Consider the following 20,275-nt stretch of genomic DNA (forward strand, 5'->3'; position numbering starts at 1 on the left):
TTGGTGCAGTGGTGCATGAACGCTTATTCAATGCCTGTTTCCGGAGTTATCGTCATGGTCCGCCTGCGACGGTTTTCATCGCTTATTGTCCTGCTGCTCATCGGCTTGCTTATCGGTTCGGTCAATCCGGTTTTTTTTGACCCAATGAACCTGGCTCGAATCGCCACCACATCGTCAATACCACTGCTGATGGCATTGGGTGGGTTGTTCGTTATTCAGATGGGAAGTATCGATCTTTCCGTTGAAGGGGTTGTAGCGGTCTCGGCGGTTTGTCTCGCCTTGCTTATCGGCAACACCGTGAATGCCCATGCCATTGGTTTTTGGGCGCTGCCGATAGCGATTCTGGTTGGCGCACTGACCGGTCTCATCAACGGGTTGCTGCAAGTCAAAATGCGCATCCCTTCGTTCATGGCCACGCTGGGCGTCGGCTTCATCGGTATTGGCCTGGCGACCGCTTTACTTGAAGGCAACACTGTACGGGTGCTCGATATGAACATCCGGGCGATTGCCTTGCATCGTTTGATGGGATTGCCGCTATCAGTCTGGATCGTGGTGCTGGCGCTGGGTGTCGCTCACTTTATTTCCCGGCACACGATTCTGGGGCGGCACGCGTTGGCCATTGGCGGCGGGGAGGATCTGGCGCGGCTCAATGGCATCAATGTCAACCGTACGCGAATTACCATTTTCGCCTTGGCTGGCGCCTTTTACGGGCTGGCGGCGATTCTCGCCGTGGCGCAGTTCGGGCAAGGGCATGCATTGATTGCGCAAGGCCAACTGTTCACGGCGATCACCGCGATTGTCGTTGGCGGCGCCTCATTGGCCGGTGGCAATGGCAGTCCGTTGGGCACATTGCTGGGGGTACTGATCGTGGTGGTCGTCAGTAACGGCATGGTGTTGATGGGTGTCGCACCTTACGTCCAGCAAGGCGTGCAGGGCGTGCTGATCATTGCCGCTGTAGCCATCGCCCTCGACCGTGCGAAAGCACGCGTCGTCAAGTGAGGAGGTCCCATGCTCACGCTCAATAATGTCAGTAAACGATTCAACGGCATCACGGTGCTGAAGAACATTTCGCTTGAAGTGCGCAAGCACGAAGTCGTCGGGCTGATCGGCGAAAACGGTGCAGGCAAATCGACGTTGATGAAGATCCTCACCGGTGTTTACCAACCGGATGAAGGTCATCTGGAACTCGACGGTTCGCCAATCCTGCTCGATGGCCCGCGCGGAGCAACCGCCAACGGCATCGCGATGGTGTACCAGGAGCAATCGATCTTGCTCAACCTGTCGGTCGCTGAAAACCTGTTCATGGGGCGCGAGGATGAGTTCTCGCGCTTTGGCTGCCTGAACTGGAAAAAACTGCACAAGGCTGCTCGCCTGCAACTGGCCAAAGTCAATCTGGATATCGACCCGGGTGTGTTGTGCAGTGAGTTGAGTTTCGGTCAGCGCCAGATGATTGAACTGGCCAAAGCCCTGGCGCTGGAAGAGCGTACAGACGGTCATTTGGTTATCCTGCTGGATGAGCCGACCTCGGCACTCGAACAAAAGGAAATCGATACCTTGTTCCGCCTGGTGCGGCAACTCAAGTCCCGCGCTTCGTTCATCTTTGTCTCCCATCGGCTGGACGAATTACTCGACCTCAGTGACCGGGTCTATGTCATGAAAGACGGGGAAGTGGTGGCGCAAATGGACGCTGCCCAGGCGTCAAAAGACCGTTTGCACACCTTGATGGTCGGGCGGTCGCTGCATGCTGAGTTTTATCGTGAATCACTCCAGCAGCCGTGTTTATCCGAGGTGGTGATGTCGGCCCGCGAGCTGGCGCTCGACGGCAGCTTTTCTAGTCTGAATTTCGATTTGCATCGTGGAGAAGTGCTCGGTATTGCCGGGGTCATCGGCTCGGGCCGCGAGGAGTTGTGTCGGGTGTTGGCCGGTTTGATGCCTAAAAGCCGCGGTGAGATCCAGGTACAAGGCCGGCGCCTGGACGCTGGAGGTCCAGGGGCGGCGATTCGTGCCGGGATCGGCTATATCCCCCGCGAACGCAAAGTTGAAGGCATCGTTTCGATGCTTAGCGTGGCGCAGAACATGACGCTGGCGCGCATCGGTCAAGTGACCTCGCTCGGGCTGCTTGATGAGCGAAAAGAGCGTTCGATTGCCGAAGACTGGATCAAGCGCCTGAGCATTAAAACCCCGGGGCCGGATGCATTGCTGCTCAACCTCAGTGGTGGCAACCAGCAAAAGGTGGTCTTGGCCAAGTGGCGCAATGCCGGCTCGACGATTCTGATTCTGGATCATCCGACTCGCGGGCTGGATGTGGGCGCCAAGGAAGACGTTTACCAGTTGATCCGCGAGATCACTCGCCAGGGGGTCTCGGTGATTTTGACCGCCGATACCCTGGAGGAAATGATTGGGCTCAGTCACCGGATTCTGGTCATGCGTGATGGTGAAGTTGCTCAGTCCTTCGACTGCCTGCCCGGCGCCAAGCCGCAGCAAGTAGACCTGATCAAGTACATGGTTTGAGAGAACACAAAAATGCCCATTTCCCTAAGCGGATTTCGCAGTCAGGCGCCATTGCTGGCCTTGATTGTCCTGGTTGCCCTGATCGGCGGATATGACCCTGGTTTCATTCATCCCGGTGCTGTTCTTGGCCTGCTCGCCGACACCTCGACACTGTTTGTGATGGCGACCGGCATTACTTTTGTATTGCTGATCGGCGGTATCGACCTGTCTTCCCAGGCCGTGGCATCGATGGCCAGCGTGATTGTCGCGCTGTTGTTGCCGGCCTACGGATTCTGGGCTTTTCCGATTGGCCTCGGCCTGGGCATCGCGACCGGCGCACTCAGTGGGTTGTTGCATACGTGGCTGCGGCTTCCCTCGTTCATCGTCACCCTGGCGGTCGGCGGCGTCGTTACCAGCGTCACCATGCTCGCGTCGAACAACCGGTCGATCAATATTGATGCCGCAGAGCGCAATGCCTGGTTTGGCTGGGTTACTGGCCATACTGGCGGAATTCCCAATGAAGTCTGCGTGGCCTTTGTAGTGTTCATGTTGTGCATATTCCTGCACCGCAAGACGCCTTTCGGTCGGTTCGGCAACGCCATTGGCGCTGGTGAGCCGGCTGCCTGGGCGTCGGGTATCAACGTCAATCGCATCAAGATCATGACCTTCGCCATCTCGGCCGGTCTGGCGGCCTTGTCCGGAATCATCATGGCCGGACGGCTGTCCAGCGGTTCGCCCACGTTGGCCAATGAATTCCTGCTCCCAGCAATCGCGGCGGTACTGGTGGGGGGCACGGCATTGACCGGTGGTGTGGGGGGCGTTTGGCGAACACTGATCGGCGCACTGTTGGTTTCCGTGGTGCGGATCGGCATGACATTCGTGGGTGTCAGCGTATTTGCCCAACAGATCGTTTTCGGCGTGATTCTGATTATCGCCGTAGCGTTCACCATCGATCGTTCGAAGCTTCCGGTCGTCAAGTAAGACATCCCGTTGGGCGTATCGCCCAGCATCAAGAAAACCAGTTTCCACTGCGGCTCGTGAGGGTCGTGGCGGATCCCGACATGACTTGAAAGGTTGAATCACCATGGAAAAAAACACTGTGCACGACATGCAAGCCATCGTTTGCCACGGCCCGAATGACTACCGTCTCGGGCGGATCGGCAAGCCCAAAGCCAGGTTTGACGAACTGGTGATCCACATCGCCGCCTGTGGTATTTGCGCCAGTGACTGCAAATGCCATTCGGGCGCAGCCATGTTCTGGGGCGGCGACAACCCGTGGGTCAAGGCACCTGTGGTACCGGGTCACGAGTTTTTTGGCTACGTGGTCGAAGCCGGTGAGGGTGCCGAGGCGCATTTCGATGTGAAGGTGGGTGACAAGGTCATCGCCGAACAGATCGTGCCGTGCGACAAATGCCGCTTCTGCAAGTCAGGCAAGTACTGGATGTGCGAAGTGCACAACATCTTCGGTTTCCAGCGCGAAGTGGCCGAAGGCGGCATGGCGCAGTACATGCGCATCCCCAAGACCGCTATCGTGCACAAGATCCCTGAGTCGGTATCCCTTGAAGACTCCGCAATGATCGAGCCGATGGCCTGCGCGATCCACGCGATCAACCGTGGCGAAATCCAGCTCGATGATGTGCTGGTAATCGCCGGAGCCGGCACCTTGGGCTTGTGCATGGTGCAAGTGGCCGCACTCAAGACGCCGAAAAAACTGGTGGTAATCGACATGGTCGACGAGCGCCTGGAACTGGCCAGACAGTTCGGCGCTGATGTGGTGATCAACCCGTCCCGTGAAGACGCCAGGGCGATCATCAATGGCCTCACCGACAATTATGGCTGTGACGTTTACATTGAGACCACCGGAGTTCCGGTGGGGGTGACCCAGGGGCTGGACCTGATCCGCAAGCTCGGTCGTTTTGTCGAGTTCAGTGTGTTCGGCAGCGAAATCAGTGCCGACTGGTCGATCATCGGCGACCGCAAGGAACTGGATGTGCGGGGAGCGCACCTCGGACCGTATTGCTACCCGGTGGCAATCGACTTGTTCGCTCGTGGCCTGGTGACCTCAAAGGGCATCGTCACCCATGACTTCCCGCTGGAAAACTGGGAGGAAGCCTTTGCCCTGGCCAACTCGGTCAAGTCGATCAAGGTCCTTTTGAAACCTGGGCAGTGAAGTGAGGCCAGCGTCGCCTGGTACGACCGGATGTTCGTGGATTTTGCGACTGTATCCGGCCTTGAAACCAATCATGTGTAAAACGGTGGAAAAACAGCAATGAAACTCCTTGTGTCAATCAAACGGGTGGTCGACTACAACGTCAAAGTCCGCGTCAAGGCAGACAATTCCGGCGTCGATCTTGCCAACGTCAAGATGTCGATGAACCCGTTCTGCGAAATCGCCGTGGAAGAAGCCGTACGCCTGAAAGAGAAGGGTGTTGCGACTGAAATCGTCGTCGTCTCCGTCGGCCCGTCCGCCGCTCAAGAGCAACTGCGCACCGCGCTGGCTCTGGGTGCCGACCGCGCCATCCTCGTCGAGTCCGCCGAAGACCTGACTTCCCTGGCTGTTGCCAAACTGTTGAAAGCTGTTGTCGACAAGGAACAGCCTCAGCTGGTGATCCTTGGCAAACAGGCCATCGACAGCGACAACAACCAGACTGGCCAGATGCTTGCTGCATTGAGCGGTTACGGTCAGGGCACGTTCGCTTCGAAAGTCGAAATCAGCGGTGACAGCGTTGCCGTGACTCGCGAAATCGACGGCGGCGCGCAGACAGTTTCCCTGAAACTGCCGGCCATCGTCACCACCGACCTGCGTTTGAACGAGCCGCGCTACGCGTCTCTGCCAAACATCATGAAAGCCAAGAAGAAGCCTCTCGAAGTGCTGACTGCGGACGCTTTGGGCGTTTCCACCGCCTCCACCAACACAACCTTGAAAGTCGAAGCGCCGGCTGCACGTAGCGCGGGTATCAAGGTCAAGTCGGTGGCTGAACTGGTCGAGAAACTCAAGAACGAAGCGAAGGTAATCTGAATGGCTATCCTGGTTATTGCTGACTTTTCAACCGACCAGCAGGACAACAAAGTGCTGGCCCCGGCCACGCTGAACACCGTTGCTGCCGCTGCCAAAATCGGTGGCGACATCCACGTTCTGGTTGCAGGCCAGGGCGCTGGCGCCGTGGCTGAAGCCGCTGCGAAAGTGGCTGGCGTGGCTAAAGTGCTGGTAGCCGATAACGCTGCCTACGCGCACCAGCTGCCGGAAAACGTCGCTCCTCTGGTCGCTGCTCTCGTTCAAGAGGCGGGGGCTGCGGGCTACAGCCACATCCTGGCTGCCGCCACTTCCAACGGCAAAAACATCCTGCCGCGCGTTGCCGCTGCCCTGGACGTTGACCAGATCTCCGAGATCATCTCGGTAGAAAGCGCCGACACCTTCAAGCGTCCGATCTACGCCGGTAACGCCATCGCTACCGTTCAGTCGAACGCTGCGGTCAAGGTGATCACCGTACGTGCCACCGGTTTCGACCCGGTTGCAGCTGTTGGTGGTTCCGCTGCCGTTGAAGCGGTTGGCGCTGCCCACGACGCGGGCATCGCAAGCTTCGTCGGCGAAGAACTGGCCAAGTCCGATCGTCCGGAACTGACCGCTGCCAAGATCGTCGTTTCCGGCGGGCGCGGCATGCAGAACGGCGACAACTTCAAACACCTATACGCCCTGGCCGACAAGCTGGGCGCTGCCGTCGGTGCATCGCGCGCCGCGGTCGACGCAGGTTTTGTTCCGAACGACATGCAGGTCGGTCAGACCGGCAAGATCGTTGCTCCTCAGCTGTACATCGCCGTCGGTATCTCCGGCGCGATCCAGCACCTGGCCGGCATGAAAGACTCCAAAGTGATCGTTGCGATCAACAAGGACGAAGAAGCGCCGATCTTCCAGGTGGCCGATTACGGCCTGGTGGCGGACTTGTTTGAAGTACTGCCGGAACTTCAGTCTTCGCTGTAAGGGCCGCAGAACGTTAGTTAAGCATTTGAAGTAAACGCTGTCAGTGACATCGACGTGGCCTGTTCTCCAACAGGCCGCGGGCGATGGGTTGTGCGCTCAAGACTCATATCAATAACAACAGAGGTGGCCACACAATGATTAACGCTCAATTGCGCGGGAGGCAATCCTGCGCGCTATTTACCGGTTTGATCGCTATCGGTTCGGTGCTCTGTGGAGTTAACCCGGTCATGGCGGCGGGGCCTTTCGACAAAGATGCTGTGGGCATGACCGGCGATTGGGGCGGGACACGCAACGAACTTCTGCAGCAGGGTTATGACTTCACTCTCGATTATGTCGGCGAGCTGGGTTACAACGCCCATGGCGGTTATGACCAGGATCGAACGGCGCGCTGGGCCGGGCAGTTCACCCTCGGCGCACAGTTGGACTTGCAAAAAATCTTCGGTTGGCAGGATGCAACGTTCAAGTTGGCTATTACCGAGCGTGAAGGCCGCAATATCAGTAATGACCGGATCAGTGATCCGCGCGCACCGATGTACTCCTCGAACCAGGAAGTCTGGGGGCGAGGGCAGACGTGGCGGCTGACGCAGATGTGGATCAGCCAGTCGTACCTGGATCAGAAACTCAACCTCAAGTTCGGGCGCTTTGGTGAAGGTGAAGACTTCAACAGCTTCCCCTGCGACTTCCAGAACCTGGCGATGTGCGGTTCGCAGATGGGCAACTGGGCCGGTAGCGGAATTTGGTTCAACTGGCCGATCTCGCAGTGGGCCGGGCGCATCAAGTACGAGTTGGCATCGCAAGTGTTTGTCCAGGTAGGGGCCTACGAACACAACCCGTCGCTGCTGGAGGACAACAACGGCTTCAAACTCAACATGAGTGGCGGGGAAGGTTTGATCCTGCCGGTGGAGCTGATTTGGACGCCGACGGTGAACTCGTTGCCCGGCGAGTACCGCGTGGGTGCCTATTACAGTACGGCCGATGCCGACGACGTAGAAAGCCGTGAAGTGCCGGGTGACGTTGCCAGCAATCCGGTTTCACGCGACAGCAAGCATGGGTACTGGCTGGTTGCTCAGCAGCAGGTCACTGCGCATGAGGGGGATCTCAGCCGCGGCTTATCGCTGTTTGCCAACGTCACGGTGCAGGACCGGAAAACCAGTCAGGTCGGACACTTCATTCAGGCAGGGTTAACCTACAAAGGCTTGTTCGATGCCCGTCCCCAGGATGATCTGGGGTTTGGCGTGGCGCGCATCAGTACCAACTCGCGTTATCGCAACAATCAAAAAGCGATCAACCAGGCCAACAACCAAACGGACTACAACAACCGGGCATATCAGCCGGTGCAGGGTAACGAGTATGACGCTGAGTTGTATTATGGTGTCCACGCGACGAAGTGGTTGATCATCCGGCCCAACATTCAGTACGTACATAATCCGGGAGGCGTCAGCGAGGTTGATAATGCCTGGGTGACGGGGGTAAAAATCCAAAGCAGGTTTTAACGTTACGACCTGAACCTTCAGCTCATTACTGCAAAGCCACGACAGCACGTCGTGGCTTTTTTTCAGGTGCCTTGTTCATTTTGGTAAAGAGAACGCTCAAGTCGCTTCTTGTGACATAAATGCAAGGTCAGGATAAACGCACCAGACCTTGCATCCCTTACGCAGCGCCTATCAGTCAGGGGTTGGCGCGTCTTCGCGCAGAAGCCCGTGACGTTTCAATGCCTGCCAGAACTCGGCAGGAATCGGGTGGCTGAACCACTCAAGGTTCTTCTCCAGTTGCTCCAGGGTTCGAGTGCCGGCAACGAACGAGGGAATCGCCGGGTGCGCTACAACGAACTGCATGGCAGCAGCCGGCAGCGGTACGCCATAGGCCTTGCAGACGACTTCAATGGCCCGTACCCGCTCCAGGATATGTGCAGGGGCCGGGGCATAGTTGTAGCGAGCCCCATCAATGGCGCCGGTGGCCAGTATTCCTGAATTGAACCCCCCTCCGATGAGTACGGCAGCTCCCCGTTCCTCGCACAGTGGCAAGAATTCGTCGAGGGAGTCCTGCTCGAGCAGCGTGTAGCGACCGGCGAGTAGAAAGCAGTCGAAATCCCGTTGCTTCAGGGCTTCATGGCAGACCTGCCATTCGTTCACTCCGACACCGATTGCCTTCACCACGCCTTCGTCACGCAGTTGTGAGAGGGCTCGCCAGGCACCGTCCATGGCTTGTTTGAATACCTGCGGTTGTTCCGATCCACGGGTAAAGACGTCGATGTCATGGATGAAGCAGATGTCTATCCGCTCCAGCGCCAATCGTTGCAGAGAGTCTTCGAACGAGCGCATGACGCCGTCATAGCTGTAGTCGAAGGTCATTTCGTTTGGGGCGGCGTTGCTCCAGGGACTGAAATCGATTTGCGAACGGGGCTTGGCCTTGAGAACACGTCCTACCTTGGAAGAAATCACGAACTCATCGCGATTCTTCCAGCGCAGCGAGTGCCCGGTGCGTAGTTCGGCGAGGCCGTGTCCATACATTGGGGCAGTGTCGAAGAGGCGGACACCACCTTCCCAGGCGCGTTGGAACATGGCATCCGAAGTGGCTTCGTCGGTGGGACGAAACAGGTTGCCGACGGGGGAGGTCCCAAAGGCAAAATTGCTGACATCCAGGTTCACTCGGCCGAGTTTTCTTTTTGTAGACGGCTGCATGAGTCAATCCTCAAGTAGGTAGCTGATTAAAGTTCAATGTGGTCAGAGCTGTGGGCGTCCGGCTCCCAGTGCGATGACTTGATCCGCCTCGACTGTTGCACCCGATATCCCGAGCCCTCCTATGACCTTGCCCTGGCGGTCGTGCAGAACAATGCCGCCACCGAAGCTGATCAGCCCGCCGTTGGTGCCTTCCAGGGAGTAAATATCACCTCCCGGCTGAGCCCGAACACCGAGTTCGGCGCTATCAGTACGGAACAACGCAGCGGTGCGGGCCTTCTTGGTTGCGACTTCTATGGCACCGGGCAGGGCGTCGTCCATTCGCAGAAAGGCTCGCAAGAGTCCGGCGTCATCAACCACGCTGATACAGACTGCAAAGCCTTGCTCGTTTGCCAGCGACACCGCGCGACTGACAATTTCCTGAGACAGTTGATCCAGCATGTATAGCTCCTTGAACTGAGAGGGTAGGAGTCCTGATCATCCGGGGGCTTCTTGCTGTCGTGAAGGTGTAAGGAGCGTTTGGTGGCGAAAGTTTGCTGATGTCGAATATTTCCTTGAATCCAAAGGGGAGGTGGGGTGCTGCATCGTTTAGTTTTTTTGAATGTTCACTGGTGATTTTATATAGGTTTACCATTAACTCCCCGCAAGAGGCGGGCTTCCTCTGCGGCAACTCTTTCTAAGCGAAGTCTTTATCTGATAAAGCAAACTCTGCTTGGTCATGTCCGAGCAGATTGCAAAGTACTTCAACGATGATTTGATGATCCTGACGGTCAGGCAGACCCGAAACAGTCACGCTGCCGATAACCCCAGCTCCTTGAACAATGATTGGAAAGCCCCCACCACAGCTGGCGAAATCAGTAGGGGAAATATGGTGGCGCTGCAGAATGTCTTGCTCCTCAATAGCGAGCTGGTGGGCGACTCGATAAGAGCTGCGGAGGAAGCGCTGCACGGTGTTCGTTTTTCGCCGTACCCAGTCGTGATTATCCGAAGTCACCCCGGGCCTGGCCGCAAAAAATAATGCACGGTCGAATCGTCTTACGTCGATCACAATTGGCAATTCCTCATTTACTGCCCGTTCGTGCAGCAGCGAGCCTAGCTGCCACGCAGTGTTTTCATCGAAACGACTGAACTGGAGCGCTTCTTCCTGCCGAACCAATAATGCGAGTTCTTCCTTCAAATTCATTGCAGTACCTCCATCAGTACAAGGGCCCCCAATGGGTTGGATCGCCTTTGGTTTCATCGGATGTAACTCCCTCCATTAACGTCCAATGTCGCGCCATTCAGCGAAGCCCGCGATTTACGCAAGACAAATGCTACGAGCTAAGCGACTTCTTCAGGTTCTGCCATTTCATCGATTGGAAAATTAGCGACAGCTGCCGGCTTACCATGAGAGGCGAAGACGCTCTTTGGCGGAGGGCTTCGCAGGACATGCCGATAGCCATTGACACTCAAAGGCTATCTTGCGCTTTTTCAGGACATTAATGCTTGTGATTTGAGGTCAGTAACAGCCTTCAAGTCTACAAGTGATATGTGTTCCGCCACTCTTAGAGCCTGAGCTGCAATCGTTAGCGAGGGGTTCACTGCGGCAGAGGTCGGCATGAAGCTGGCATCGACGACAAACAGGTTCTGGTGGTCGTATGAGCGGCAGTAGATGTCCAGCGGTGCGCTGGCAGAATCATTGCCCATTCGGATGGTTCCGCACTGGTGCGAAGGAGTGCGTTTGTCAAACGGACGCGTGAGTACGATAGGAAATCCGGCTTCTTTGAGGACTTTTTTGAACGTGTTGACGAGCGTTAGGTGGGCATTCCAGTTGGTACGCTCCCAGGTAAGAACAGTGCGGTCGCCTTCAACAGTCACCCGGTTGGTGGGTGAGGGGAGATCCTCACTCATTGCGTAAAAGTCCACGCAGTGACGGCTAAATTTATTCAGTATCCATTCCGGGACAAGCGGCATGCTTCCTTTCAGAATCGCACCGGAAATCCTGCCTAAGAGCTGAATGTTCCCCAGGGGATATCCACCATTGCCGTCGGAAAGGTAGAAATCGTCAATGCCAAATGATTTCTGATAGACCGAGCTGTTCACGAAGCTCGGGCTAAAACCAATCACAGCTGAAGCATTATGATTCATAAAATTTCGGCCGACTTGGTCAGAGCTATTTGCAAGACCTGCAGGGTGATTGCCATCCGCTGACCTTAGGAGCAAAGAAGCCGACTGAACTGCTCCGGCGCTAAGGATGACCAGTTTGGCTTTCATCTGATGAACAGCGCCATCCTTTCGATATTCGACGGCAGTGATTGGGCCATTTTTTGTAGATGCCTTCAGTGCAACGACAGCTGCACCCGTTATAAGGCTGACGTTCTCGTACCCGAGCGCAGTACTGAGTGCAGCAGTTTCAGCATCCATTCTCCCCTCGTTGCAATGAGGGTGGGCGTCCCATGGGGTGGCCCGATTTGCTATCCAGCGATCAATGTCTACGCCGAGGGGCAACGAATAGGGGTGAAGACCATTGGCTGTCAGTCGGTGCCGAACTTCAGAGATTGATGGCTCATCAGGTACGGGAGGGTAATCATATGGGCGCGAGTGGAACGGCTCAGTTGGATTCTGGTGAAGCGCTCCCCGAACTTTGTAGAGTGATTCTGCGCGGCTATACCAGGGCTCCAACTCCTCATAACTGAACGGCCACGCCGGAGATACCCCCTCCTGATGTTCCATTTCCTCAAAGTCTTCTTTTCGGTACCTGGCTAACACGGCGCCGTAGAACTTCGAGTTGCCCCCAACGTTGTAGTAGTTGCCAGGACTGAATGCTTTGCCGTTCTCCTCGTACCAAACCTCTTTTGGACGGAAGAATTGCTCCTGGAAAATAGCTTGTTGGTCTATTTGCTCAGGACAGCCAATCAAGTGTTCGCCAGCCTCCAGAATTGTGATGCGGGCACCTGAGGGGGCAAGCCCGGCGGCTACTGTCGCCCCTCCAATGCCAGATCCGATGATGATGATATCAGGGCACTCTTTCATGCTGCCTCCGACGGTTCAGCCGTGAGCTACTGGAGTAGCTCGGCCAGATTGTGCGGCCTGAACGACCGCTATGCCGGTGGCCAATGACCAAATGCCGTCGTTCCCTGTCGCTGCAGGTTGCGCGCACCCGGCCACAGCCTCACTGAATTGGCGGAACCCGGACTCATAAAGATTGACGTGCTCCAGAATCAGCTTGCGTGTGCCTTGGGCGTTAATCAGCGAGACTTCACCCACTGGTTGTTGAGTCATCACATTACGAGCTACCAAGGTTCCCTCGGTGCCAATAATTTCCAACCCGGTGTCTGCGTGCTTAGCGGTGAATGAGTCATGAAACTGAGCGATCAAGCCTGACTTGAAGCGCATGACACCCATGACAGAGTCGGCTAATCCTGTTTTGCTCAGGACGCCCGTTTGAGTGAAGGCTGTGACCTCTACAGGATCATCATTCAGGATGTAGCGTAAGGTGTCCGCATCATGAACAGTGATGTCCAGGATGACCCCACCACCCTCGGCTCCTTCAGCAATCCGCCAGCCTTGCAAGTGAGGTGGAAGAGATACTGCGTGAAACACTCGTGCTGCCAGCGGTTTACCGATCAGTCCACTTTGGACGGCTTGCCGCATTGCGGTATGACTAGCTGCATTGCGCAGGTGGTGATTGGTAGCAAATACCAATCCAGCGTCTTCCGCCGCTTTAACCATCTCATGTGCGTCTTCAAGGCTTAGCGCCAAAGGTTTCTCGCACATCACGTGCTTGCCTGCGCGTATTGCGAGCAACGCTTGCTCTTTATGGAGATGATTTTTTGTGGAGATATATACCGAGTCCACATCGGGATTCTCCAGCAGTGCATTGATGTCACTGCTGTATTGGACGATTTCGTTGCTTTGTGCAAATTCCTTCGCTCGCTGATCGTCAGCGCTAACGACTGCAATCACATCATCTCCGACTGCGCGGATAGCCGAAATTACCCATTCTTTGGCGATGGTGCTTGCACCGATTAGTCCCCATTTCATCGTTTATTCCTCTTGTAGTTGTTAAATGTGATCTTGAGAGATTCAGCGCACAGCTCGACGGGCGTAACAGCCGTACAAGGCAATGGCGGTGTAGCAGATTGCAGGAACAACCAGTGAGAAGGAGAGACTGGTCATGTCGGCAGTCAATCCTGTCAGCGGCGGTACGATGGCACCTCCAACAATGGCGCAGCAGATCAGTCCTGAACCTTCAGCGGCGCGTGAGCCCAGGCCCTCGGATGCAAGAGCGAAAATCGTGGGAAACATGACTGAGTTGAAAAGACCGATGGCAAGGATTGCCCAACCTGCGGTAGAGCCATTGGTGTTAGCGGCGACAGTGATCAGGGCAATTACCACTGCTGCGGCGGCTGCGAGGATCTTGCCAGGGGCAAAGTGACGGAGGAGCGCGGCACCAATAAAGCGACCAACCATGGCGCCGCCCCAGTAATAAGTAACGTGTTTACCTGCTAGCTCTGCGTCGAAACCGAAGGTCGATTCTTGCATCAGGAAGTTCGTTAGCAGACTTCCGATTGCAACTTCCGCGCCTACATAAAAGAAAAGGCAGGCAGCTCCGAATGCGAAACGAGGTTGCTTGAGAAGGTTCAAGGCTGCAATCGGATTGGAGCGTTGAGGGCTTGTGCTCGCCGGAATCTGCTTGCGTTGATGCCAGACAATCATCGCGACGATGAAGAGGGCAATGGCAATGCCAGCGTAAGTGCTGCTGATTACTTCTGCTTCTTTGGCCAAGAACTCAGAGAGCGCCGCTGGAGATAATGCGGAAGCGTCCACTTCGTTGAGAGTACCCAGGATCAAAATGGCGCCCAAATACGGAGCGACTGTGGTACCCAGCGAGTTGAATGCGTGAGCAAACGTGACTCTACTGTGCGCAGTCTTCGCGGGCCCGAGCAGGCTAATAAGCGGGTTGGAGACAACCTGTACCACAGTCACTCCAATTGCCAGAATAAACAACGCACCTAGAAAGGCGCCGAAGATGCCAGCCTGGGTCGCAGGGATAAATAGCAAGCAACCTGCTGCCATCGTGAGCAACCCAACAAAGGCAGCTCGCATGTAACCAATCTTGGCTATAAGCAGTCCTGCAGGGATTGATGCAATAAAGTAGGCGAGAAAGAAGGACGACTGTACGAGCATCGCCTCGGCGTAACTCAGGCTAAAAAGACTTTTAAGTTTTGGAATCAATACATCATTTAAGCTGGTGATGCTGCCGAATATGAAAAAGAGAGTAAAAACGAAAAAGCTCAGTCTTTGTACGTTGCTATTGGCAAACGTTCCGGACTCTTTTTTTGCTACATATACGCCTTGCATAATATCCACTCCCTATATTTTCTTGTAGTAGGAAAGGAAATTTCGGTTGTGCGTAGTCAGGAACTCTGATCGTTCAGAGGCCCTAAAGCACTTCCCATGAAAAATTTATTTTGAAACGATCAGACGCAGATTCTGATTACGTAGGAGCTAACAAATTGTCTGGTTGGTGGGACAGATTGAGCTCTTTGTATCGCGGCGGATTAACCATTTGAATACCTATTGGTAGTTATTATTTTTACAAACTGGTGAGGTTCAGGATGCCTCGATTCCGATGAAAAGGGGAGTGTCGTAACGGGCGTTGAGTGATACGATTATGGCGTCTGTACCGATCGAATGGATGGGATAGGATTGTCATGAAGCCGAGTTTTGAGAAGGTTCCCAGTGAGGCCAACGCTTCATGGACGATGCTGAACAGGCGTTTGTCTGACGAGATTCCATTCGAGTGGCATCATCATCCCGAGTACGAGTTGACCCTTACCCTCAACAGCCGAGGACATCGCTACATCGGTAGTGATGTGCAGCTATACGACGATTGTGATCTGACGCTTGTTGGCCCAAATGTGCCACACAGCTGGTGTTCCCGCGAACTGATCGATACCGGGAAGCCCCATGTTGCATTGGTTATCTGGTTTTCGGAGGCGTGGGCAACGTCACTGGTCACCCTATTTCCGGAGATGGGGCAGATTCGCACCCTGCTTTCGGCTGCCCAGTGCGCGGTGTCATTCAGTAGTGAAATAGCTCGTGAGCTACGTCCTAAAATTGAAGACATGGTTCACCGGGACGAACCGCAACGTCTGGTTTCTCTGCTGCACATCCTGATTAAACTGACCCAGGACACTGCAGCTCAACGCATCATTCCACCAGAACCCGCGTTCGTGCCTGAAATTATTTACGAGGACGCACGTATTCACCGCGTTCTAGATCATATACACGCGAATTATGCCTCTGCTTTGATGATCCCAGATCTTGCTGAGATGGCTTGCGTTAGTGTTTCTGCCTTTCATCGGATGTTCAAACGACACACGCGCAGTACGGCTTTTGACTATATTGCCAAGTTGAGAATCGGCCGTGCCTGCGCGTTGTTGATGGAAAGTGGAACTGTAGTTTCCTTGATCTCCGAGGAAGTTGGATATCCCTCGGTCGCTTTTTTCAATCGACAGTTCAAGGCTCTAAAGGGTATGACACCGACTGAGTTTCGGCGTCAGCACGGCCATCATTTCAAGTGAAATCCGCAACTTGACGTAAACAAGCGCGAGGGGTTCATAAGAAGATGTGCCACATCTATAACTGGCATGGATGCGCGTCTAGCTGCTTCTATGCCTTGGGGGCTGTCTTCGAATACCAGGCATCTTTCAGGGGCTATTCCAAGATATTTAGCCGCGGCAAGAAATAGATCAGGCTCAGGTTTAGGAGCGCCTACATCGTCGATAGTGATGAGTTTATCGAAGTGTTTCGTGAGGCTGAGCGCATCTAGAGAGCTGGTAACAATTTCACGTGATCCACCCGAAGCCACGGCCATAGGCAGCTTGCCAGCGAATCGTCTGACAATCTCGGTTACTACTGCTATCTCCTGGAGGTTGGCTGTCAGGTGATCCAGATAGCATCGCCTCATGGTTCCGACAACATTTTCGCGATCGAGAACGACATGATGTTCATGTTCGAATTGATCCATCAGGACGTGTTCAGAAAGACCATTACGGGCTTCGTACCAGTCCACATCCGTTGTAGCTCCGGACAGCGCGAACCCGGCAGACCAGGCAACCGAATAAACGGGACAACTGTTTACCAATGTTCCGTCACAATCAAAAATCAGGGCGTCGGCCCCGGCCAGCATTTCTTCCAAGGCCGTCATCGAGATAATTTCCGTTCGCATTGCAGCATCAACTCAGCGTTTAGGGAGATTGGCTCCGCACGTGTCTCGTACGATCAGCGTTGGCTTGAGTAAAAATCTCATAGGAGGCGCATCGGGGTTCTTCAATCTAGCTAAAAGCATTTCACTCGCCACCTCGCCGAGGTGTTCTGGCTCCAGCGCCAGTGTCGTGAGGGGAGGGCTGCAATAGGCTGATGCGGCTACACCATCACTACCGATAATCGCGATGTCCCTACCTGCACGAAGCCCCCGATTGTTCAGTTCGCTCAGCGCGCCTGTGGCGATGAGATCGTTGTAACAAATCACTCCAGTTGGACGGTGCTGCTGATCCAGCAAGCGACTCATTCCATCTTTACCCCCAGCCAAACTGATCGGTGTCTCGATCATCCAGTCAGTGTTAGGGGTAATCCCATTACTCTCCAAGCAATCGCTGTACCCCTTCAACCTTTCCATGCTCACCGAATAGGTACTGTTTCGTCCGATGAAGGCGATATCTTTGTGCCCGAGGTCGATCAGGTGCTTTGTCGCAATCTGTATGCCAAGGTAGTTATCGCAACCTACAAAGTCAGTGTCGTCACCACCCAGCGCACGCATGACGGTCACAAAAGGCAAGCCCCATTGCCTAAGTGAGGTCACCAGTTCGATAGGTGTCTCAAACGTTGGGCAAATGATCAATCCGGCAGCCTTGTGTTCACGCATTGATGCAAGAACTTGGCGTTGAACATTCTGATCTTCGGCTGTGTGCGCGAGGAGGGTGATGTAGTTCGATTCCAGCATTTTGCGCTCAGCGCCGATCAGCAACTCAACGAAGAATGAGTTGCTCAGGTCGTTGACAACCATACCGATAACGTTGCTGACACCCTGTCGAAGGTTCGCGGCACTGCGATTGTAGACGTACCCCAATTGTTCGGCGGCAGCGCGCACTTTTTCTGCGGTCGCCGGACGTATCAGGGGGCTGTTATTCAGCACAAGCGACACCGTGGATTTGGATACCCCGCTAACCCTGGCGATGTCGTTGATGGTGGCCTTCTCTTCGGGCAAATGATGATCGGTCAACGTAAAAATCTCGGTTGGAGGCGGATATCGACCGAAGCCGGAACGTTCCAAATTACCTTTTTTTGCGGTCGGTCTGCTAGCCAGAACATCCTGAACCTGTCGTTACGAGAAAGCAGCTCCTTCGCTTCTTTGCTCTGAACGACAAATGGTGTTGACAGGGCTCTATACTCAATTTACATTTTTGGAACGTTCCAATAATACATTGGAACGATTTAATAACAAAAATTGGTGACTCCTGATGAACGTGTTTTCTCCGCTCCCAGTGCTCTGCTCGCGTTTACGTACTCGTATCGGTTTCTTCTTTTCCTCTTTTTCCTGTTCCCAGTCCCAATCCGAAACGATCGCATTCCGTCAAGAAAGCGCGGATGCCTTCGCTGGTGCCTTGGGGTTGGCCGTAAGCGCAAACCTCGCTGGTTTTAGTCCTAGACACTGAGACGACAGTCGCTTCATCAGCGCTGCCATTACGATTTCAATATGGCGAAAATATTTATGAAAAAGCTCATTACTGCTGAGCAGGCTGCGAGCCTGATCCACGACGGAGATACCGTCACCGTCAGCTCATCCAGTGGCCTTGCATGCCCCGACGCAGTGTTAGCTGCTGTAGGGGAGCGTTATCGCAATTCTGCACACCCTGCAGGTCTGACAATGCTGCACCCCATTGCCGCTGGTGATATGTACGGCATCAAAGGCATTGAGCATCTGGCACAACCAGGTCTGATCAGCAAAGTGATGGCTGGCTCATATCCAAGTGGCCCTTCTTCGATGCCGATGCCAGAGATCTGGCGGATGATCACTGATAACGAGATCGCAGCGTACAACGTGCCAAGCGGCATCTTGTTTGATCTGCACAAGGACGCAGCGGCCAAGCGTCCTGGTGTGTTGACCAAAGTGGGGCTGGATACCTTCGCTGACCCAGCTCGCCAGGGCTGTGCGATGAATGCTTTGGCTGCCGAGATGCCTATCGTTGAGAAGGTGTTGTTTGCGGGCGAGCAGTGGTTATTTTTCCCAACCGTCATTCCAAAGGTCGCGATCATTCGTGCGACCACCGCTGACGAGCGCGGCAACCTTTCTTACGAACACGAAGGCGGTTTACTCGGTGCTCTTGATCAGGCCTTGGCCGTTCGCAATAACGGCGGCATCGTCATCGCTCAGGTGAAACGAGTCGTGCGTGCCGGTTCGTTGAAGCCTCACGATGTACATGTTCCCTGCAACCTGGTTGACCATATCGTCGTGGCGCCGGGTCAAATGCAGACCACTCAAGTTGTTTACGACCCTGCCATCAGCGGTGAAATCCAACAGCCGGAATCAGCATTTGAGTTTGCGCCCTGGGGCGCCGAAAAGGTCATCGCTCGTCGCGCCGCCATGCAAGTTGAGAAGGGTATGGCTGTGAATTTGGGTTTTGGCATCTCGGCAAACGTGCCTAGGATCCTGTTGGAAGAGGGTTACCACGGCGCCGCTACCTGGGTCATTGAGCAAGGCGCCGTCGGCGGAATGCCGCTGCTGGGCTTCGCATTCGGTTGTGCAGCAAACGCGGACGCAATCATGCCGTCTTCAGCTCAATTCACCTATTTTCAAGGCGGTGGCTTCGATCTGACCTTGCTGTCTTTCCTGCAGATCGACCGGTTCGGCAACGTCAACGTTTCGAAGCTGCCAGGAAAGCCTTACCTCACTGCTGGCTGCGGCGGCTTTGTCGACATCACTACCCACGCCAAGCGCATTGTGTTCTCCGGCTTCTTCACTGCCGGCGCCAAACTGTCTGTGGATGACGGGCGTCTGAATATCTTGCAAGACGGTAAATCCCGCAAGTTGGTCGAGGACGTGGATCACGTGACCTTCAGTGGTCGCATGGCATTGGAACGTGGGCAGGACGTCACCTATGTCACTGAGCGTTGCGTGATGAAACTGACCACCAATGGCCTAATGGTGACTGAAATCGCACCTGGCCTGGACTTGGAAAAAGATGTTCTCGCCCAAGCAGAGTTCCCGCTGCTTGTAGCAGACGAAGTACGAGTTATGAGCCCTCGACTTTTTACTGATGCGCTGATGGGGCTGCAAATGAAGGAGCACCAAGCATGAGCTCAGTAGAAGGTTTTGTATCACTAGAAATTCAAAAAACGGTTGCAGTCGTTCGACTTGAGCGCCCAGGCAAGCTCCATGCGCTAACTCCAGAAATGATTGCCCAGTTAGGTCAGATTGCGCTTGATTTGGATAAACGCACAGATCTACGGGCAGTGGTACTGAGCGCCACCGGTGACCGTGCCTTCTGCGTGGGCGCCGATATTCAAGTGTGGTCAGGTCTGCAGCCTCTGGATATGTGGCGACAGTGGGTGCGAGACGGGCATCGTGTATTCGATGCTTGGGCAAATCTGCGCCTGCCTGTCATTGCAGCGATCAACGGTCACGCATTTGGTGGTGGGCTTGAGTTGCTGGCAACCGCCGATATTCGTGTGTCTGCACCGAACGCCACCTTTGCATTGCCTGAGGCGGGTATCGCGACTTGCCCAGGCTGGTCGGGAACACAGCGCTTGGTCAAGTTGATTGGCCCCAGTCAGGTGAAGCTGATGGCTTTAACGGGGCGACGTATCGATGCAGCTGAAGCTCAGCGCGTTGGATTGGTTCAAGACATCACCGAGCCTGGAAATGTTGTGGCCCATGCCCTGGAGCTGGCACATCAAATCAGTAAGCAGGCGCCGATCTCGGTGCAACTCACGAAACAACTCATCGACGCGGGCACTGGCACCAATGTAGCTGCCGTGCTTGAGGGGATGGCTGGAGCACTGGCCGCCACCACCAACGACGCACAAGAAGGCTTAGTCAGCTTCAACGAACGTCGACCAGCCGATTACCAAGGAGTTTGAA

Annotated in this window: 18 protein-coding genes; 10 read left to right on the plus strand and 8 right to left on the minus strand. The window is 54.9% G+C overall.

The genetic code is table 11. From position 1 onward, the window contains the following. Window positions 1–3 precede the first annotated feature (3 nt). The 7 genes from AC3ITY_RS13745 (at window position 4) to AC3ITY_RS13775 (ending at window position 7,962) form a co-directional block, all read left to right on the plus strand. Window positions 4–999: an ABC transporter permease gene (locus tag AC3ITY_RS13745; protein ID WP_489309880.1), complete on the plus strand. Its 996-nt coding sequence runs from the start codon at window positions 4–6 to the stop codon at window positions 997–999. A gap of 9 nt (window positions 1,000–1,008) precedes the next feature. Then, a complete protein-coding gene (locus tag AC3ITY_RS13750; RefSeq protein ID WP_489309882.1) occupies window positions 1,009–2,511 on the plus strand; it encodes a sugar ABC transporter ATP-binding protein in 1,503 nt (500 codons plus the stop codon). A 12-nt stretch (window positions 2,512–2,523) separates the two neighbouring features. Then, entirely contained in the window at window positions 2,524–3,471 is a 948-nt protein-coding gene (locus tag AC3ITY_RS13755) for an ABC transporter permease (RefSeq protein ID WP_489309884.1), read from the plus strand. 103 nt (window positions 3,472–3,574) lie between these two features. Then, the gene (locus AC3ITY_RS13760) at window positions 3,575–4,660 is read left to right on the plus strand and encodes an alcohol dehydrogenase catalytic domain-containing protein (RefSeq protein WP_489309886.1); all 1,086 of its coding nucleotides are present in this window, start codon (window positions 3,575–3,577) and stop codon (window positions 4,658–4,660) included. Between the two features lie 99 nt (window positions 4,661–4,759). After that, the gene (locus AC3ITY_RS13765; RefSeq protein WP_489309888.1) at window positions 4,760–5,509 is read left to right on the plus strand and encodes an electron transfer flavoprotein subunit beta/FixA family protein; all 750 of its coding nucleotides are present in this window, start codon (window positions 4,760–4,762) and stop codon (window positions 5,507–5,509) included. Beyond that, on the plus strand, window positions 5,510–6,469 hold the full coding sequence (locus AC3ITY_RS13770; protein WP_489309890.1) for an electron transfer flavoprotein subunit alpha/FixB family protein: 960 nt from the start codon (window positions 5,510–5,512) through the stop codon (window positions 6,467–6,469). It abuts the gene before it with no gap. Between the two features lie 134 nt (window positions 6,470–6,603). Then, window positions 6,604–7,962, plus strand: a complete 1,359-nt coding sequence (locus AC3ITY_RS13775) for a carbohydrate porin (RefSeq protein ID WP_489309892.1) — start codon at window positions 6,604–6,606, stop codon at window positions 7,960–7,962. Window positions 7,963–8,133: 171 nt separating this feature from the next. On the opposite strand, the gene AC3ITY_RS13780 is transcribed toward AC3ITY_RS13775, so the two are convergent. The 6 genes from AC3ITY_RS13780 to AC3ITY_RS13805 all read right to left on the minus strand — a co-directional run bounded on the left by AC3ITY_RS13780 (window position 8,134) and on the right by AC3ITY_RS13805 (window position 14,490). Further along, a complete protein-coding gene (locus AC3ITY_RS13780) occupies window positions 8,134–9,150 on the minus strand; it encodes an aldo/keto reductase (RefSeq protein ID WP_489309894.1) in 1,017 nt (338 codons plus the stop codon). A gap of 42 nt (window positions 9,151–9,192) precedes the next feature. Beyond that, complete coding sequence (locus tag AC3ITY_RS13785) at window positions 9,193–9,588, minus strand: GlcG/HbpS family heme-binding protein (protein ID WP_489309896.1); 396 nt, start codon at window positions 9,586–9,588, stop codon at window positions 9,193–9,195. A 235-nt stretch (window positions 9,589–9,823) separates the two neighbouring features. Further along, window positions 9,824–10,330 carry a heme-degrading domain-containing protein gene (locus tag AC3ITY_RS13790; protein WP_489309898.1) on the minus strand — a complete coding sequence of 169 codons (507 nt, stop codon included), beginning with the start codon at window positions 10,328–10,330 and terminating at the stop codon, window positions 9,824–9,826. A gap of 287 nt (window positions 10,331–10,617) precedes the next feature. After that, on the minus strand, window positions 10,618–12,159 hold the full coding sequence (locus tag AC3ITY_RS13795; RefSeq protein WP_489309900.1) for a GMC oxidoreductase: 1,542 nt from the start codon (window positions 12,157–12,159) through the stop codon (window positions 10,618–10,620). 15 nt (window positions 12,160–12,174) lie between these two features. Further along, window positions 12,175–13,170, minus strand: coding sequence for a Gfo/Idh/MocA family protein (locus AC3ITY_RS13800; protein ID WP_489309902.1), 996 nt, complete (start codon window positions 13,168–13,170; stop codon window positions 12,175–12,177). Between the two features lie 42 nt (window positions 13,171–13,212). Then, window positions 13,213–14,490, minus strand: coding sequence for a sugar MFS transporter (locus AC3ITY_RS13805; protein WP_489309904.1), 1,278 nt, complete (start codon window positions 14,488–14,490; stop codon window positions 13,213–13,215). A gap of 353 nt (window positions 14,491–14,843) precedes the next feature. On the opposite strand from AC3ITY_RS13805, the gene AC3ITY_RS13810 reads away from it, so the two are divergent. After that, window positions 14,844–15,716 (plus strand): helix-turn-helix domain-containing protein, encoded by an 873-nt coding sequence (locus tag AC3ITY_RS13810; protein WP_489309906.1) that lies wholly within the window; start codon window positions 14,844–14,846, stop codon window positions 15,714–15,716. Here AC3ITY_RS13810 and AC3ITY_RS13815 read toward each other — a convergent pair. After that, complete coding sequence (locus AC3ITY_RS13815) at window positions 15,704–16,342, minus strand: HAD family hydrolase (protein WP_489309908.1); 639 nt, start codon at window positions 16,340–16,342, stop codon at window positions 15,704–15,706. The genes AC3ITY_RS13810 and AC3ITY_RS13815 overlap by 13 nt on opposite strands. Before the next feature lie 33 nt (window positions 16,343–16,375). Next, on the minus strand, window positions 16,376–17,416 hold the full coding sequence (locus AC3ITY_RS13820; protein ID WP_489309911.1) for a LacI family DNA-binding transcriptional regulator: 1,041 nt from the start codon (window positions 17,414–17,416) through the stop codon (window positions 16,376–16,378). 474 nt (window positions 17,417–17,890) lie between these two features. Between AC3ITY_RS13820 and AC3ITY_RS13825 the strand changes: the two genes are divergently transcribed. Then, window positions 17,891–19,492 carry an acyl CoA:acetate/3-ketoacid CoA transferase gene (locus AC3ITY_RS13825; protein ID WP_489309913.1) on the plus strand — a complete coding sequence of 534 codons (1,602 nt, stop codon included), beginning with the start codon at window positions 17,891–17,893 and terminating at the stop codon, window positions 19,490–19,492. After that, window positions 19,489–20,274: an enoyl-CoA hydratase/isomerase family protein gene (locus AC3ITY_RS13830; RefSeq protein ID WP_458369806.1), complete on the plus strand. Its 786-nt coding sequence runs from the start codon at window positions 19,489–19,491 to the stop codon at window positions 20,272–20,274. The genes AC3ITY_RS13825 and AC3ITY_RS13830 overlap by 4 nt, the downstream gene beginning before the upstream one ends. The last annotated feature ends 1 nt before the right edge of the window (window position 20,275 follow it).

The organism is Pseudomonas sp. GL_091, from assembly GCF_057837725.1.

What these genes read in the sequence shown, in the direction of transcription:
- AC3ITY_RS13750 (WP_489309882.1), top strand. Translation starts at nt 1,009, where the DNA reads ATGCTCACGCTCAATAATGTCAGTAAACGATTCAACGGCATCACGGTG.
- AC3ITY_RS13755 (WP_489309884.1), top strand. Translation starts at nt 2,524, where the DNA reads ATGCCCATTTCCCTAAGCGGATTTCGCAGTCAGGCGCCATTGCTGGCC.
- AC3ITY_RS13760 (WP_489309886.1), top strand. Translation starts at nt 3,575, where the DNA reads ATGGAAAAAAACACTGTGCACGACATGCAAGCCATCGTTTGCCACGGC.
- AC3ITY_RS13765 (WP_489309888.1), top strand. Translation starts at nt 4,760, where the DNA reads ATGAAACTCCTTGTGTCAATCAAACGGGTGGTCGACTACAACGTCAAA.
- AC3ITY_RS13770 (WP_489309890.1), top strand. Translation starts at nt 5,510, where the DNA reads ATGGCTATCCTGGTTATTGCTGACTTTTCAACCGACCAGCAGGACAAC.
- AC3ITY_RS13775 (WP_489309892.1), top strand. Translation starts at nt 6,604, where the DNA reads ATGATTAACGCTCAATTGCGCGGGAGGCAATCCTGCGCGCTATTTACC.
- AC3ITY_RS13780 (WP_489309894.1), bottom strand. Translation starts at nt 9,150, where the DNA reads ATGCAGCCGTCTACAAAAAGAAAACTCGGCCGAGTGAACCTGGATGTC.
- AC3ITY_RS13785 (WP_489309896.1), bottom strand. Translation starts at nt 9,588, where the DNA reads ATGCTGGATCAACTGTCTCAGGAAATTGTCAGTCGCGCGGTGTCGCTG.
- AC3ITY_RS13790 (WP_489309898.1), bottom strand. Translation starts at nt 10,330, where the DNA reads ATGAATTTGAAGGAAGAACTCGCATTATTGGTTCGGCAGGAAGAAGCG.
- AC3ITY_RS13795 (WP_489309900.1), bottom strand. Translation starts at nt 12,159, where the DNA reads ATGAAAGAGTGCCCTGATATCATCATCATCGGATCTGGCATTGGAGGG.
- AC3ITY_RS13800 (WP_489309902.1), bottom strand. Translation starts at nt 13,170, where the DNA reads ATGAAATGGGGACTAATCGGTGCAAGCACCATCGCCAAAGAATGGGTA.
- AC3ITY_RS13805 (WP_489309904.1), bottom strand. Translation starts at nt 14,490, where the DNA reads ATGCAAGGCGTATATGTAGCAAAAAAAGAGTCCGGAACGTTTGCCAAT.
- AC3ITY_RS13810 (WP_489309906.1), top strand. Translation starts at nt 14,844, where the DNA reads ATGAAGCCGAGTTTTGAGAAGGTTCCCAGTGAGGCCAACGCTTCATGG.
- AC3ITY_RS13815 (WP_489309908.1), bottom strand. Translation starts at nt 16,342, where the DNA reads ATGACGGCCTTGGAAGAAATGCTGGCCGGGGCCGACGCCCTGATTTTT.
- AC3ITY_RS13825 (WP_489309913.1), top strand. Translation starts at nt 17,891, where the DNA reads ATGGCGAAAATATTTATGAAAAAGCTCATTACTGCTGAGCAGGCTGCG.
- AC3ITY_RS13830 (WP_458369806.1), top strand. Translation starts at nt 19,489, where the DNA reads ATGAGCTCAGTAGAAGGTTTTGTATCACTAGAAATTCAAAAAACGGTT.